This is a genomic window from Paenarthrobacter sp. NCHU4564 (assembly GCF_052156435.1).
GTDB lineage: Bacteria > Actinomycetota > Actinomycetes > Actinomycetales > Micrococcaceae > Arthrobacter.
The window spans coordinates 44651-60537 of sequence record NZ_JBQLIS010000001.1 but is presented as its reverse complement, the minus strand read 5'-3'; the positions used below and the strand labels follow the sequence as shown (position 1 = coordinate 60537).

The following is a 15887-nucleotide window of genomic DNA, read 5'->3' as shown; positions in this document are numbered from 1 at the left end:
CACACAGGAAGGGATCCGCATGGCACCCGAAGACATCCTGCCCGAGGCTCTCCTGGACCGGCTGCGCGGACGCGCGGCCGATTACGACCAAAACAACCGGTTCATCCAGGAGGATCTGGATGATCTGGCAGAGGCAGGCTACCTGAAGTTGTTCGTACCCGAGGCCGACGGCGGACCGGGACTTGGCCTTGAAGCGGTCGCGGCGCTTCAGCAGCGCCTGGCCACGGCAGCGCCGGCCACGGCGCTGGCCATCAATATGCACTTGGTGTGGACCGGCGTCGCGGCTGTCATGGCGGCCAGGGGAGACAATGCACTGGGCTTCCTGCTGCAAGAGGCCGGACAAGGCGAAATCTTCGCGTTCGGCATCTCCGAAGCCGGCAACGATTCCATGCTGTTCGACTCCGGAACCGTTGCAGAACCCCTGCCGGACGGCAGCTACCGGTTCACGGGCCGCAAGATCTTCACCAGCCTGTCGCGCGGCTGGACCCGGCTGGGGACGTTCGGCAAGGATCCGGAGGCCCGGGACGGCGCGGGGGAGCTCGTGTTCGGTTTCATCCGGCGGGACGAGCCCGGGCACGAAACCCTGAGCGACTGGGACACCTTGGGGATGCGTGCCAGCGCCTCCAATACAACACTGTTGCACGGCGCCGTGGTGCCCCCGGAACGGATCTTCCGGAAGCTGCCGGTAGGTCCCAACCAGGACCTGCTGATCTTTGCGATCTTTGCCTGTTTCGAAACACTGCTGGCTGCTGTCTACACGGGCTTGGCCGAGCGTGCCCTCACCCTGGCCGTGGAGAACGTCAAGCGCCGGGTCTCGGCCAAACACGGCGGACGAAGCTATGCCCAGGACCCTGATATCCGGTGGAAGGTCGCTGATGCCGCCATGGCCATGGACGGCATCCAGCCGCAGCTGACACTGCTTGCCCGCGACGTCGACAATCTGGTGGACCACGGTCCGCAATGGTTCCCCAAGCTCGTGGGACTCAAATCCAGGGCGACCGAGAATGCACGCCATGTTGTGGACCTCGCCATCCGTGTGACGGGCGGGTCAAGCTACTTCCGGGGTTCCGAGATGGAACGGCTCTACCGCGATGTGCTGGCGGGTATTTTCCATCCCTCCAACGACGAATCCGCCCACAACACCGTCGCCAACGCATGGCTGGGGCCTTTGGAGAGCCAAGAAAGCCGCTAGACGGTGCGCTGGATGGAGTAGACCTTGCGCCGCAGCCAGAACCGGCGTCCTCCACCCATGTACATGCGGCTGCGCTCCAGTTCCCACTTGCCGTATTCGGAATGTTCCGCGAGCCGCCGGCGGGCCTCATGCAGGGAATCCTCAGGTCCAACCGTCAGCACGAGGTATTCGTACTGGCGTGCGTAGTCTCGTTGGCGCTCTACGGAGCCGCCGCTAAATTGTTCCTTCATCCCTCTCCATTTTCGTCTTTTTCCGGCTAACGTGAAGTCATGAGCATCGATCCGCGTGTCGCACTTCAATCGTTGACCGCAGCACTCGAGGAGCACCTGGCCGCGGCCTCCGCGCGCCGGGGTGAAGGCGATCCGGCTGTCGAGGCAGCATTTTTCGCGGTGGCGGATGCCTTCGAAGTCTACGAGGATGCTCTCTATGACACGTACTCCGAGGTCACCCCTCTCCAGGTTTTCGACGATGAGGATGAGGAAGAGGACGACATCCTGGACGAGGACCTGGAGTCCTTGGAGGAGTAAATTTTCACAAAAACCGGCCGCCCCAGGGCGGCCGTTTTTTGTGCCGTCAACCCCGTCGCCCGGCACTTGGCCACGCATTGGACGTGAACCCGACCACGTAGTCCCGCGATTGCCAGCTAGGTACTCGCGAGTATGACGTATGGGTAATCCTGAGCAAACTTGAGTACAGACTACTGGTGCGCCTCTTCAGCGCCGCCGCTTCACTGGGTTGTAGGCAATGGCGGGTCTGCGAAGAAGGCTGACATGGTAAAAGTTCCGGTCTTGCGAATGGGCAGGGCAGCGGCACCTGGCGGTGCGCACCGGCTTTCCACCAAGGCTGCCTTCACCGGCGTCCCTGCCACGGCCGATGTCAATCTGCCGGTGTCTCCCTGGATTGACAAGTCCGTTGCTGCACAGCGGACTGAAAAGGCGGGACTGGCGGCGCTGGGTCCGGATGTCACCCCGATGACCACGCCGCCAGTCACCCTGCCCGGACTTCCCCCGGCCGATATGCGAAGCAGGGCCGACGGAAGCCGGAACAACTGGAAGCTTTTCTTCACCGTAAGCCTCCGCCTCTCCGACAGCCTGCTGGTCATGGGCGCCGTTATCGCGGGGTTCCTGCCGATCGCAGAGGGACAGGCTCCCTGGGCCGTCGGAGCGGGGCATGGTCAACAAGCCCTCCTCGGCGTGCTCCTTGCCGCGGCATGGATGGCAGCACTTGAGGTCTACAGGACCCGGGACCCGAAAGTCCTGGGTGTGGGCCCGGAAGAATACAAGCGCGTGCTGTCGGCCAGTCTGCGGGTCTTCGGATTCCTCGGAATCCTCGCCGTGGTGTTCCACCTGGAATCCGTCAGCTCCTTCGTGTTGGTGTCCCTGCCCGTTGGCCTGGTGGCACTCACGGGAAGCAGGTGGTGTTTCCGTCGCTGGCTGTCCCGGCAAAAGGCACAGGGGTACTGCCTGTCCAAAGCGATAGTCGTGGGCGAACCGCAGGACGCCAGATACGTCATTAAGCAGATCAACCGCCGCAGCGGGGCCCCCTACGACATCGTGGGTGCGTGCCTGCCAGGAGCCCGCAAGGGAGCCGCTCTCGTGGTGGACGGCGTCCGTGTACCGGTGCTGTCTTCCCTGTACGGAATCTCCCACACCGTCCGGCAGACGGGCGCGAACGCAGTGATCGTGGCCGGCCCTGTTCCCGGCGGGAACCAGTTCATCCAGGAACTCGGATGGCGGCTGGAGGACGACATGGCCGAGCTCGTGCTGGCAGCCACCCTCACCAACGTCGCAGGTCCCCGCATCCATTGGCGGCCCGTGGAAGGCCTGCCGCTGATGCACGTGGACATTCCGCACTACAGCGGAGGAAAACACACCCTCAAAAGGCTGATGGACATCACGGTATCGACTGCAGCATTGCTGGTACTGTCACCGCTGCTGCTGATCCTGGCGCTCATTGTCCGACTCGACAGCCCCGGCCCCGTGCTGTTCCGCCAGGAAAGGATCGGGAAGCAAGGCTCCACCTTCCAGATGCTCAAGTTCCGATCCATGGTGATGGACGCCGAAGCGCGGCTGGCCGGGTTGCAATCCCAGGATGAAGGGGCCGGCGTCCTCTTCAAGATCCGCGGTGATCCCAGGATCACGCGATGCGGCCGCTGGATGAGGAAGTACTCACTGGATGAACTGCCGCAGTTCTGGAATGTGCTGACCGGCGACATGAGCCTCGTGGGGCCGCGTCCGCCGTTGCTGCGGGAAGTGAACAGTTACGAACGGCACACCCGTCGCCGCCTGCTGATCAAGCCCGGCATCACAGGACTGTGGCAAATCAACGGCCGATCCGACCTTCCATGGGACGAAGCCGTCCGCCTGGACCTCTACTACGTGGAGAACTGGTCCATCGCCGGGGACGTGATGATCATGTGGCGCACTTTCAAGGCCATGACAGCCCCGTCCGGCGCCTATTGACCCGGGCAACAACCAGCAGAAAAAAATTCAAGCCATCCACAGAAACCTGGAGTGGAACATGAGCATAGGACCGATACCCACCAGCCACCTCAACGGCCACGGGCTGACCCCCAAACTCCGCATCGCCGTCGTAGGGGCCGGCTACTGGGGGCCGAACCTGGCACGGAACCTCAAAGCGAGCCCCGACTGGGAGCTTGTGGCCATCTGCGACCTCGACGTCGAACGCGGACTGCGGCTGGCCGAAACCGTCGGCTCCGTGCCCGTCGTCGAATCCTTGGATGAACTGCTGGACACCTACAACCTGGACGCAGTCGCCGTGGCGACGCCCGCCCATACCCACCACGGGGTGGTCATGACGGCCCTTCGCGCGGGGAAGCACGTCCTGGTGGAGAAGCCCCTGGCCGACAGCCGGGCCAAAGGCTTGGAAATGGTTCAGGAAGCAAAGAACCGTGGGCTGGTCCTCATGGCAGACCACACCTACTGCTTCACACCGGCCGTCCTGAAAATCCAGGAATTGGTGTCCAGCGGGGCCCTGGGGGACATCCTGTACGTGGACTCGGTACGCATCAACCTCGGACTCGTGCAACCGGACGTCAACGTGTTCTGGGACCTGGCACCGCACGACCTGTCCATCCTTGACTTCATCCTCCCCGGCGGACTGCATCCCACCGAAATCTCCGCCCACGGCGCCGACCCCCTGGGCACAGGCCGCGACTGTGTGGGCCACCTGACCTTCGGCCTCCCCAACGACGCCATGGTCCACATCCATGTGAACTGGCTCAGCCCCACCAAAATCCGGCAAATGATCATTGGCGGATCCAAACGCACCCTCGTGTGGGACGACCTGAACCCCCAGCAAAGAATCAGCGTCTACGACCGGGGAGTCAGCCTGGAACACCAACCCCGCTCGGCAGCGGATAAGAAGAACTCAGCGATCTCCTACCGGCTCGGAGACACGTGGTCGCCGGCGCTGCAGGAACGCGAACCGCTGGGCCAGGTAGTCGGTGAACTTGCCGCCTCCATCCGGAACCACACGACTCCGCGCACCAGCGGAGAATCGGGGCTGCGGGTTCTCTCCGTGTTGGAGGCCGTCTCGCGCAGCCTGGGCACCGACGGCCAGTCGGCACTGGTTCAGGGCAATGAGGTCACGCTCCAGGTTGCACAGTGAAAACGCTCCTGGGCGCCAACGTCCTGGTCACGGGAGGGGCCGGCACCATCGGTTCCACGCTCGTCGACCAACTGCTTGACGCCGGAGCCGCACACATTGACGTGCTGGACAATCTCGTCCGCGGACGCCGGGCCAACCTTGATGACGCCCTGGCCACCGAACGCGTGCACCTGGTGGAAGGGGATCTCCGGAACCGCGACCTGGTCCACGACCTGACGACCGGGAAGGACCTGGTGTTCCACCAGGCAGCCATCAGGATCACCCAGTGCGCCGAAGAACCCCGGCTGGCCCTGGAAGTGCTGGTGGACGGGACCTTCAACGTCTTCGAAGCGGCCGTGGAGCACCGCATCGACAAGCTCATCGCCGCTTCCAGCGCGTCGGTCTACGGCATGGCGGAGACGTTCCCAACCAAGGAAAACCACCACCATCACAACAACGACACGTTCTACGGTGCAGCAAAATCCTTCAACGAAGGCATGGCCAGGAGTTTCCGGGCCATGTCCGGCCTGGATTATGTCCTCCTCCGCTACTTCAACGTTTACGGGCCCCGCATGGATGTGCACGGGCTCTACACCGAGGTGCTCGTCCGGTGGATGGAGCGGATTGCCGACGGCCTGCCGCCACTGATTTTCGGCACCGGCGAACAAACCATGGACTTCATCCACACCGCCGACGTGGCAAGGGCAAATGTCCTCGCTGCCGCCAGCAACGTCAGGGAGGGCATCTACAACATCGCCAGCGGCACGGAAACCAGCCTGGCGGAACTGGCCGAAACCCTCCTGGCCGTCATGGGCTCCCCACTGCACCTGGAGCACGGACCCGAACGCGCCGTCAACGGCGTGGTGCGCCGCTTGGCGGATACGACGGCGGCGCGCAGCGACCTGGGGTTCGAAGCCGCCATTGGCCTGGAAGACGGGTTGCGCTCGCTGGTTGCCTGGTGGCGCCCGTTGCGCGAGGAGATTGCGGCAGCACGTGAAGTGACACGCCGGGAGACACCCGTGGCAGGTGCCCGATGACTACCTACGGGACATCCATGGCGCGCATTGACGTGATGAAACCCTGGCTCGGCACCGAAGAAGCCCAGGCCGTGGCTGACGTCATTGCCAGCGGCTGGGTGGCGCAAGGTCCCAAGGTACGCCAGTTCGAGGACGCCTTCGCTGCCCGGCAGGAAGCCGCTTTTGCAGTTGCAGTCTCGAGCTGCACGTCAGCCCTGCACCTGGCCTTGGCTGCGGCGGGCGTCCAAGCCGGTGACGACGTGGTGGTTCCCTCGTTCTCCTTCATAGCCACGGCCAACGCCCCGACATATCCGGGCGCAAGGCCGGTCTTTGCCGATGTGGACCCGGCAACGGGATGCGTGACGGCGCAGACCATCGGGGCCGCCCTGACTCCCCGCACCACGGCAGTCATCGTCGTGGACCAAGGCGGCGTCCCCGTGGACCTGGACCCCATCCGGGGCCTGTGCGACCCCTTGGGCATCACTGTGGTGGAGGATGCCGCATGTGCCATCGGCTCGTTGTACCGGGGACGCCCTGCCGGGGCAGGAGCGGAACTCGCTGCCTGGTCTTTCCATCCCCGCAAGATCCTGACCACCGGTGAGGGCGGCATGCTCTCCACCCCACGGAAGGATTTCGCGGACAGGGCCCGCCGACTGCGTGAACACGCCATGAGCGTCTCGGCAGCCGATCGCCACGCCAGCATCCTGGCCCCTGCCGAAGAGTACCTCGAAGTCGGCTACAACTACCGCATGACCGATCTTCAGGCCGCCGTCGGGCTTGTCCAACTGGGCCGCCTCCAGGAGGCGGTCCGGCGACGGCGGGAACTGGCCGCGGAGTACGCCCATGCCTTCGCGGACATCGAGGGCCTGCGCCTGGTTGCCGACCCCGGCTACGGTACAACCAACTTCCAGTCGTGCTGGATCGAAGTGGGGCCGGGCTTCAGGCTCGGCCGGGATGCCTTGATGGAGAAGCTGGCGGAGGACGGAATTTCGGCTCGGCGCGGCATCATGGCCGCGCACCGGCAGCCGGCCTACGCGGCCGCGGGCCCGGTGTCCCTTCCGGCCACCGAGTGGCTCACCGACCACACGCTCATCCTGCCCCTGTATCACCAGCTCACCTTGGGGGACCAACTCCGGGTGATCGATTCCGTACTGCGGGCGGCGGGGCAGGGACGATGACCGAGCTCCTGTTGATCGCCGCCAGCGGACTGGCCCGGGAAGTCCTGGCCATGGTGCGCAACAGCGGGCAGTACGACGTCATAGGGATCCTGGATGACGACGAGGACAAACTGGGTCGGGTGGTTGACGGAGCCCATGTCCTGGGACCCATCCGGGACGCGCTCCTCTTTCCGCACGCCAGGCTGCTGCTGTGCATCGGTTCCGGAAGCGGAAGGGAAAGCGTGGCCATGCGGCTGCGAACACTGGGCCTGGCAGAAGACCGGTACGCCACCGCCGTCGACCCGTCCGTCCATGTCCCGGAAGGCTGCCATATCGGCTACGGGAGCATCATCCTGGCCCACGTGACCATGACGGCGTCGGTGACTCTGGGCAACCACGTGGTTGCCATGCCCGGCGTCACCTTCACCCACGATGACGTGGCCGGCGACTTCAGCACCTTCGCAGCCGGCGTATCGCTGGGCGGCAACGTGGTCATCGGCCGGGCAGCCTACATCGGCATGAACGCAAGTGTCCGCGAGCGCCGCTCCGTCGGTGCCGGCGCCACGATCGGGATGGGTGCTGCGGTCCTCCACGACGTCCCCCAGGACGAAACCTGGGCCGGCGTGCCGGCCAAGGTGATACAACGCGGGAACTTCCCGGCATTGGAGGGCATCCTGTGAAGATCATGCGCCCCCGCCCCCTGCCGCGCCGTCCCGTGGTCTCGGTGGTGGTTCCCTGCTACAACTACGGGCGCTTCCTGCCGGAGGCGGCCGCGAGCGCCCTTTCGCAGGACGGGGTGGATGTTGAAGTGATCGTCGTCGATGACGCCTCCACCGACGACAGCCTGGCCGTTGCCCGGCAGTTGGCCTCGGCAGATCCCCGCATCACGGTAGTGGCCCACAGCAGCAACCAAGGACACATCGCTACCTACAACGACGGCCTGTCCCGGGCTGCCGGCAAGTACGTCACTCTCGTCTCGGCCGATGACCTGGTGGCACCCGGTGCGCTGGCCCGGGCCGCTGCCCTGATGGAAGCCAATCCGCGTGTGGGGCTTGTGTACGGCCTCCCCAGGGATTTCACTGAACAGCCGCCGCCCGCCGGCCCGCCGGAACGCGAAACGTGGACAGTGTGGGATGGCCGGACGTGGATGTCACTGGCCTGCGCCCGGGGGCGGAACTTTATCCTGTCCCCGGAAGTCGTGATGCGGACCGAAGCCGTCCTCGGCATCGGGGCGTACAGCCCCTTGTTGCCACACTCCGGGGACCTTGAGTACTGGCTGAGGGCAGCAGCGTCCTGGGATGTGGGCCGGATCAACGGTCCGGTCCAGGCGTACTACCGCGTGCACGGCAGCAACATGCACCAGACCCGGTTTGCCTCCGCCGCTGTGGACATCCAGCACCGACTGGATGCCTTCCGTGTGCTGGAAGATCCGCGTTTCCCGGCCCCTGCCGCCGTACGGACAAAGCAACTGCTGCGCGCCAAGAAAGCCCTGTGCCGGGAAGCAACCCGCCTTGGTTGCAGCGAATTGGCGGGGCCGGTGTCCGTGGAAGCGGCCACCGAACTCAGGAAATTCGTCGAGTCACTGCACGATGTCCCCGGCAATGTGCGCAGGGCAAACCTGCTCCAGGCGAGGATCGCCCGGGCAACGCGGGGACGCGGGCCTGGTGGCACCGCATCATCGATTGCCTTTGTCCGGGGCCAGCTTGACCGGGTGCGCTGGCGGTTGTGGGCCATGACGGGCATCTCATGACGGAAACCAGGGGAGCACTGGGAAAAAGGGCCGTAGGCGCCACCCTCTGGGGTGGCGTGAACATGGCCCTGGGGCGCATTGTGCAGTTCGCCACCACCATCATCGTGGCGAGGATGCTCGCGCCCGAACACTTTGGTGCTCTCGCAGTTGCGATCGTTGTCCAAACCATAGCCACGAACATGGCAGAACTCGGTGCCACGGCGTCCCTTGCACGGGGCACCGGGGATCCCGACCGGGTAGCCCCTACCGTGTTCACGATCGCCCTGGTGACGAGTTCCGTAATGACAGCAGCGGCTATCATCACCGCACCCGCGCTCGCAGCGGCTTTCGACGACCCCGCAGCGACCCCCGTCATCCAGGTGTTGTCGCTGACAATCCTGCTCCAAGGCCTCGGTGCCGTCCCGTCCACCATGGTGTGGCGGGAGTACCTGCAAAAGGCCCGGGTCTTCGTGGATGTCGGCAGCGTGCTGACGGTGCTCGTGCTGGTGGTTCCCATGGCTGCCGAGGGCTGGGGTGCGATGGCGCTGGCGTGGTCCCGGGTTGGTGGCCAACTGGTGGCCCTGGTGGGTTATTGGATCATCACCCCGCGCCGCTACCTGCCGGGTTTCGACCGCTCCGTGGCGCTGGAGGTGGTGAAGCTTGGGATGCCCCTGGCAATGGCGAACCTGGTGGTCTTCATCACCCTGAATGTTGACTACTTCCTGATCGGCAGGCTGCTGGACCCCACGGCTTTGGGTCTGTACCTGCTGGCATTCAATCTGGCCGGGCTCCCCAGCGCCGTCATTACGTCGGTGATCAGGGCGACCGCAGTCCCAACCTTCGGACGGTTGTACGCCGACGGCACCCTGGGGACGCTGGCCGGGCGTTTTGTTGCAGGTATCGCATACTTCGCCTTCCCGGTTTCAGCGATGGTGGTGGGCCTGGCGCACCCCTTGATCGTCGTAGCCTACGGATCCACCTGGGCCCCGGCCTCAGTGGCTTTGGCTACCTTGGGAGTGTTCGGTGCCACACGCATCCTGGTGGAACTCTTCGCCGACTTGTCGGTTGGCGCCGGCCGGACCATGTGGCTCTTCTGGGTTCAGGTAGTGTGGCTGGCCGCCCTGGTGCCTGCCCTGTACGTCGGCATCAGCCAGTGGGGGATTGCCGGCGCGGGCGCTGCACATGCGGTCGTGGCCTGCCTGGTGGTCATTCCGATGTATGTCAGGGTCCTGACCTTGGTTTTGGGCATCCGGGCGTTGGACCTGATGCGGGGGAGCATCGTGCCGCTGCTGGCCGCAGCAGCGGCAGGAACCGCGGCTTGGCTGGTCGCAGGAACCGTGCAGGGATCCGTTGTACCGCTGCTGCTGGGTGGCCTGGCGGGTGTCGCTGTATACGGCACGCTGACCTATCGGCAGGGGAGGGTGCTCCTTCTGACCCTGAGGAACCTCCTGCGGGGCCGGCTGAACACTGCCTTGCCCGAAACCGCGAAAGAGGGTGCCGCATGATGCCGCCTCCAATACCTGCCAGTCCGGCGTCCATGCCCGGCAGCAACCTCTCAGTGGTCACGCCAAGCTACCTGCCTGACCTCGAACTCTGCGTTGACCTCAACCGTTCCGTCCTTGAACTGACGGCCCCCGGCGTGGTGCACCACATTATTGTGCCGGCCCAGGACCTTCCGGCCTTCAGGAAACTCCAAGGACCCAGGACGGAAGTCCACGACGCCCGCGAGTTCCTTCCCCGGTCCTTCATCAAGACTCCCGGAGTCAACGTCTGGGTCAATGGCGCCCGCCCCTGGCCACCGGTCCGAGGCTGGATTACCCAGCAGATCCTGAAACTGTCGGCGGTATCCGTGCTGCACGTCGATGGAGCCCTGCTGCTGGACTCCGACAGCGTGCTGATCCGCGAGACCAACCTCGACACGTTCAGGCACAATGGCTCCATCGCCCTGTACCGCAAACCCGGAGGTGTTGACAAAACACTGCCCGGCCACAGGCTCTGGCACGCGTCGGCCCGAAGGCTGCTGGGCCTTGAACCGCCACCGGACGGAGACCTGGACGACTACATCTGCTGGCCGTGCCTCTGGGAACCGCGGCTGGTGCGGGACATGCTCCGCCATATCCAGGAGGTGAAAGGACGCCTTTGGTCCACGGCCGTCGGGGCCGAACTGCATTTCTCCGAGATGATGCTGTACGGGCTGTACGTGGATGAAGTCGCCGCGGGTCCCGGTGCCCACGTCAGCGAAATGCAAGGGATCGTGCACTCGGAAGAAAAAAGGCTCACCCAAGCGGACATTGAACGCCTTCTGCGCAGAGCACCGCCGGACAAGAACGTGGTGATGCTCTCCGCCAAGGCCGGAATCCCCCTGCAGGACCGAAGGCAGGCACTGGAGGCCTTCAGGCAGGCACGCCAAGGATCCAACCATCGGGGAGTCCGCCCATGAACGTACTCCACCGCGTCATGGCACACGCACAACGAGACGGCTGGCCCGCAGTCACCAGGAAGATCATCCACAAGGCAGCAGGCAAGACCCTCGAACGGCTGTCCGTGAACGAACCCGACCTGCCCGTCCGCACGGAAGATCTTCAGGCGTCCGCCAATAACGCACCACACCGTCAGCCCCACCCGGTATCCGGCGCCATGAATGTCGGCTGGGTCTGCACACCGCCCGGTCCAGGCTCAGGCGGCCACACCACCTTCTTCCGCATGGTGCAGGGCATGGAAGAACGCGGACACCGCTGTGCCCTCTTCCTGTACGACAGGAACAGCGACGACGTATCCCGCCACGCCGCTGTCATCAGAAAGCACTGGCCACTCATGGAAGCGGAGATCCGCAGCGTCGCCGAAGGTTTCCACGGCATGGACGCCATCGTCGCCAGCTCCTGGCCTACGGCTTATGCGGCCGCAGCCCACGGCAGCCGACACCTCCACAGTTTCTACTTCATCCAGGACTACGAACCCTACTTCTACCCGAGGGGCACCCTGTATGCGCTCGCAGAAAACAGTTACCGGCTCGGGTTCACCAACATCGCCCTTGGGGGAATGATCGGCGCCGTCATGAAGTCCGAACTGGGTATGGAGCCCGCGGCTTCCGTGCCCTTCGCGTGCGACACCAGGACATACAGGCTGCTTGAAGGGCCGGAGGGGGCACCGACCCGCCACGGGGTGGTGTATTACGCCAAGCGGGCTGTAGACCGGCGCGGCTATCTCCTGGCGAAGCTGGCTCTGGAACAGTTCCATGCCATGCACCCCGACCAGGAAATCCACATCTACGGGGACAGCATCACCGGGTGGTCCATTCCTGTGCACAATCATGGGAACCTGCCCCCCGGAGATCTCAACAGGCTGTACAACAGCACCGTCGCAGGCCTTGCCCTGTCCTTCACCAACATCTCCCTTGTTCCGGAGGAACTGTTGGCCGCGGGCAACGTCCCGGTCCTGAACGAATCAGCGTTCGCCGCGCAGGTTTTGAAGGATCCGGAGGTGATCTGGGCACCGGCCACCCCCAGTGGTTTGGCCGGAGCCCTGGCACGCGCCGTGGAGGCCAACGACATCCAGGACCGGGCCTCAAGGATTGCCGCACGGAGGCGGCTGGACTGGAGAGTATCTACAGACGCCTTTGCCGAGGTGCTGGAGTCAGCGTGCTCAGGCAACACCATACTTCCGGGATCGCCATGAGCAGCACCAGGTTCAGGCCGGCAATGCGGCCCAGCGCTTTTGCCGGAATCGACGGCCTCGAACCCGGCAAAGGCACGTCGCACGTGCCGTTGCTCCTGAAGTTCGCAGCGTTCGGGATCTTCTTTTTCCCCTCCAACATGGTGCTCAAGCCCCTGGGGGCAGTCGGCACCCTGCCCTTGATCATTGCGCTGCTCCTGCTGGCCGTATGGGTATGTTCCGTGCTCTTCGGACTGACCAACCCCCTCGAGAACCGGCATCCGGGGCGCATGGGCTTCGTTCTGCTGTGGGTGGGCACCTGCGCCTCGTACGCGGCCATGTACTCGGGCTACACAGGCGGAAGCGAAAGCCCGGCGCGCGCCGCCGCCGATCGATGGCTGATACTCCTGTTGGCCAGTGCCGGCATCATCCTCGTTACCGCCGAAGCTGTACGAACACTCAACGCGGCCATGGCACTGACCAGGGCTTTGCTGGCCGGTGCCGCCTTTTGCTGCCTCGTCGCCGTCGTCCAGTTCTTCTTCAGGGTGGACCCCATGCAGTGGCTGCAAATGGCCATGCCGGGCTTCACCAACAACGGCGGGAACACAGCCTTCCAAATACGGGGCGCCATGATGCGCGTCTCGGGAAGCACGTTCCATTCCATCGAGTTGGCCGTCATCTGCTCCATGCTCCTTCCCCTCTCCATCTGGAGGAGCCTGTACGACGTGAAGGGCAGGAAATGGGTGCATTGGACCATCACGGCGCTGCTGGTATTCGCCATTGCGTCCACAGTCTCGCGCTCCGGAATCCTGGGACTGTTGGCCGGTATGGCCGTTTTCATTCCCTTCCTGCCCAGGATGGCGCGCCGTTGGGCGTTCATCGCCGCCCCCGCCATTGTGGCGGCCCTCTTCCTCGGTGTGCCCGGGCTCGTGGGCACTCTGACAGCGTCACTGACCGCCGGCGACAATGATCCTTCCATCACGACGCGAACCAACAACTATCCACGGGTAGCAGCCATGGTGGAAGAGCGGCCCTTCTTCGGCGTGGGGCCCGGGAACTACATGCCCAGCAACGCCATCCACATCCTCGACAACCAGTACCTCAACGCCACGGTGACCATCGGCCTGGTGGGGCTCGTGGGTTTGATCGCCTACCTGACCCTGCCGGGCCTCTCGACACTCCTTGCAGCCCGCGCATCCCGCATCCCGGCCCTCCGATGCCTCGCCGGCGCCGTTGCGGCCGCAGGCATCGTCGCCGCCGTCTGCTCCTTCACCTTCGACTCCATGTCCTTCCCGGTCTTCGCCCTCACCTACCCCTTCATCGTCGGATTGGCAGGTGGAGCCTGGAACATGGTCCGCCGAGAAATCCAGCTCAAGGAACCAGGCGAAGCCCCGCATCACGAGCCCCCGGAACGCCCAAGTACCACGCAACCACTCCCCAAGGAGGGATCATGGACCCCGTAGCCGTATTCAAGACACTGTGGCGTTACAAGATCTTCGTGCTGCCGGTCCTCCTTCTGACAGCCGTGGCCGCGGTCTACATGTTTTCGTACGCCCCACGGACCTACGAAGCGCGGACGACGTACGCGATTGTCAATCCAAAGACTCCCACGTCCGAGGACATCGAAAAGGACCCGTCTCTCGGATTGTTGAACACTGACAATCCCTATCTTCGGTCCGCGGACACGTCCCTGGTAGCGCAAGTGGCGGTCACGCGGCTGAACGATGTCGCCACCGGCGATTTCCTTGCCTCCCGCGGACTGAGCACGGATTACAAAGTGGAGCGGCCCTCTGACGCCTTCCTCATCGATATCTCGGGGATCTCCGACGACAAGGAGCAGGCCATCGCCACCGCGAAGGCCCTCGGCGAACGGCTGGAGCAGGACCTGCGCACCATTCAAACCATCAACGGAGCCTCCGACAGGTACCTGTTTACGGCCTTGGCGGTTGCCCCACCCGACAAAGCCACAGAACAGTTCTCCAGCAGGCTCAGGTCGGTGATCGTTGTCGTGGTGGCCGGGATCGTCCTCACGCTTGGAACAGTCTCCCTCGCCCGTGCCGTGGAAGCCTCCAGGACCCGGAACAACAGCAACGGTGAACCCAGGAACCGGACACGCCGGCAATCAAAGCCACTCGTGCCGGGACCGGTGCCACCTGCGCCGGAGGAGGCGGCGGCACTCGCCCACTTGGAAACCCTTGTGGCAAGCGACGCACGTCCACGGTCCGAAGCCCGCCGGCAGACCGCACCGAAAGACCCCCTCAAAACGGCAAACACGCGCTGAACGCCCGAATAGAGCACCGGCGATGACCAGATTCGGATATCTCGTACCGGAGTTCCCCGGTCAAACCCATGCCTTCTTCTGGCGGGAGCTGAAAGCCCTCATGGACCTCGGGCAACATCCCGAACCAGTGTCCACCCGCAGGCCCAGGCAAACAGGGATCACGCCACCATGGGCACAGGACGGCTTGCCGGAGACCAAGTTCCTGATGCCCCCAAGTCCTAAGAGCGTCAGCGGATCAGCCAAATCCGCCCTGCCCGGGCTGCACCATCTTGCCCCCTTGGCAGAAGCTTCGGGCCTGCGCCGACAGTCAAACCCGAAGGCCATGGCCCGTGATGTCCTGCGAACCGCAGGACTCTTCTGGGCCGGAGCCGAACTGGCACATCATGCACACACACGGGGGTGGTCACATATCCACGTGCACTCCTGCGCCGACTCAGCCCAGGTAGCCCTGTTCGCGCACCTCCTCACAGGCATTCCCTACAGCCTCACCCTCCACGGACCCCTCAGTGACTATGGACCCAACCAGCAGCAGAAATGGCGGAACGCCAAGTTCTCGATCGTCATCACCGAGAAACTCCTGAACGAAACCCGAAAGCAGCTGGATGGATTCATGCCGGCGAACGTCGAAGTCGCCCCCATGGGCGTGGAATTGGCTGCCTTCACCCGCGCAGCACCATACATCCCCTGGCAGGGCACCGGCCCGGCCCGCATCTTCAGCTGCGGGAGGCTCAACCCCAGCAAAGGCCACATCGAACTCCTCTCCGCCCTCCGCTCCGTGGTCGACACAGGCGTGGAAGCCGTCCTGACCATCGCCGGAGAGGACGACCACGGCGGGAAAGGCTACCGGGCAGCAGTGGAACGTGCCGTAACGGAGCGCGGGCTCACCCCCCGGGTAACACTGCTGGGCGCCGTGCCCGAAAGCCGCATCAAAGCTGAACTCGAAAACGCACACCTCTTCGCCTTGGCCAGCCACGAGGAACCACTGGGAGTAGCCATCATGGAAGCCATGGCCATGCAAGTGCCGATCGTCGCAACATCGGCCGGGGGAGTTCCGGACCTGGTGGCCAGCGGACACACCGGCACCTTGGTTGAGCCCGGGAACTCCAACCAACTAACAGCAGCAATCCTCAACACCCTCCACAGTCCCTCGCAAGCCACAGCCATGGGGCAGCGGGCCCGCCTGCGCCTTGAAGAGTCCTACGACGTCCGGGCAAGCGCCCGCGCCCTCGCAGCATTGATCTGAAGCAAACCG

At 64.3% G+C, this 15887-nt stretch carries 15 protein-coding genes; 14 read left to right on the top strand and 1 reads right to left on the bottom strand.

Annotated elements, in window-relative coordinates; translation table 11 throughout:
- Positions 1 to 19 precede the first annotated feature (19 nt).
- Positions 20 to 1192, top strand: a complete 1173-nt coding sequence (locus ACSVIE_RS00265) for an acyl-CoA dehydrogenase family protein (protein WP_442422668.1) — start codon at positions 20 to 22, stop codon at positions 1190 to 1192.
- Here the strand turns inward: ACSVIE_RS00265 and ACSVIE_RS00260 are convergent.
- Positions 1189 to 1422, bottom strand: coding sequence for a DUF5703 family protein (locus tag ACSVIE_RS00260; protein ID WP_426002667.1), 234 nt, complete (start codon positions 1420 to 1422; stop codon positions 1189 to 1191). The two genes, ACSVIE_RS00265 and ACSVIE_RS00260, sit on opposite strands and share 4 nt — an antisense overlap.
- Positions 1423 to 1461: 39 nt before the next feature.
- Between ACSVIE_RS00260 and ACSVIE_RS00255 the strand changes: the two genes are divergently transcribed.
- The 13 genes from ACSVIE_RS00255 (at position 1462) to epsE (ending at position 15878) form a co-directional block, all read left to right on the top strand.
- Positions 1462 to 1719: a hypothetical protein gene (locus tag ACSVIE_RS00255; RefSeq protein ID WP_426002668.1), complete on the top strand. Its 258-nt coding sequence runs from the start codon at positions 1462 to 1464 to the stop codon at positions 1717 to 1719.
- A 243-nt stretch (positions 1720 to 1962) separates the two neighbouring features.
- Positions 1963 to 3654, top strand: coding sequence for a sugar transferase (locus tag ACSVIE_RS00250; protein WP_442422667.1), 1692 nt, complete (start codon positions 1963 to 1965; stop codon positions 3652 to 3654).
- Between the two features lie 58 nt (positions 3655 to 3712).
- Positions 3713 to 4822: a Gfo/Idh/MocA family protein gene (locus tag ACSVIE_RS00245; protein ID WP_426002671.1), complete on the top strand. Its 1110-nt coding sequence runs from the start codon at positions 3713 to 3715 to the stop codon at positions 4820 to 4822.
- Positions 4819 to 5838 (top strand): NAD-dependent epimerase/dehydratase family protein, encoded by a 1020-nt coding sequence (locus ACSVIE_RS00240; RefSeq protein ID WP_426002672.1) that lies wholly within the window; start codon positions 4819 to 4821, stop codon positions 5836 to 5838. The genes ACSVIE_RS00245 and ACSVIE_RS00240 overlap by 4 nt, the downstream gene beginning before the upstream one ends.
- Positions 5835 to 6995, top strand: coding sequence for a DegT/DnrJ/EryC1/StrS family aminotransferase (locus tag ACSVIE_RS00235; protein ID WP_442422666.1), 1161 nt, complete (start codon positions 5835 to 5837; stop codon positions 6993 to 6995). Before ACSVIE_RS00240 ends, ACSVIE_RS00235 begins: the two co-directional genes overlap by 4 nt.
- Positions 6992 to 7654, top strand: a complete 663-nt coding sequence (locus ACSVIE_RS00230; RefSeq protein WP_426002674.1) for an acetyltransferase — start codon at positions 6992 to 6994, stop codon at positions 7652 to 7654. Before ACSVIE_RS00235 ends, ACSVIE_RS00230 begins: the two co-directional genes overlap by 4 nt.
- A 5-nt stretch (positions 7655 to 7659) precedes the next feature.
- A complete protein-coding gene (locus tag ACSVIE_RS00225; RefSeq protein WP_442422894.1) occupies positions 7660 to 8724 on the top strand; it encodes a glycosyltransferase family 2 protein in 1065 nt (354 codons plus the stop codon).
- Complete coding sequence (locus tag ACSVIE_RS00220) at positions 8721 to 10208, top strand: oligosaccharide flippase family protein (protein WP_442422665.1); 1488 nt, start codon at positions 8721 to 8723, stop codon at positions 10206 to 10208. The genes ACSVIE_RS00225 and ACSVIE_RS00220 overlap by 4 nt, the downstream gene beginning before the upstream one ends.
- Positions 10205 to 11143, top strand: a complete 939-nt coding sequence (locus ACSVIE_RS00215) for a DUF6492 family protein (protein ID WP_442422664.1) — start codon at positions 10205 to 10207, stop codon at positions 11141 to 11143. Before ACSVIE_RS00220 ends, ACSVIE_RS00215 begins: the two co-directional genes overlap by 4 nt.
- Positions 11140 to 12378, top strand: coding sequence for a glycosyltransferase family 1 protein (locus ACSVIE_RS00210; protein WP_442422663.1), 1239 nt, complete (start codon positions 11140 to 11142; stop codon positions 12376 to 12378). The genes ACSVIE_RS00215 and ACSVIE_RS00210 overlap by 4 nt, the downstream gene beginning before the upstream one ends.
- Entirely contained in the window at positions 12375 to 13817 is a 1443-nt protein-coding gene (locus ACSVIE_RS00205) for an O-antigen ligase family protein (protein ID WP_442422662.1), read from the top strand. The genes ACSVIE_RS00210 and ACSVIE_RS00205 overlap by 4 nt, the downstream gene beginning before the upstream one ends.
- The gene (locus ACSVIE_RS00200) at positions 13805 to 14635 is read left to right on the top strand and encodes a chain-length determining protein (RefSeq protein ID WP_442422661.1); all 831 of its coding nucleotides are present in this window, start codon (positions 13805 to 13807) and stop codon (positions 14633 to 14635) included. Before ACSVIE_RS00205 ends, ACSVIE_RS00200 begins: the two co-directional genes overlap by 13 nt.
- Before the next feature lie 22 nt (positions 14636 to 14657).
- The gene (epsE, locus tag ACSVIE_RS00195) at positions 14658 to 15878 is read left to right on the top strand and encodes an exopolysaccharide biosynthesis GT4 family glycosyltransferase EpsE (RefSeq protein ID WP_442422660.1); all 1221 of its coding nucleotides are present in this window, start codon (positions 14658 to 14660) and stop codon (positions 15876 to 15878) included.
- Positions 15879 to 15887 lie beyond the last annotated feature (9 nt).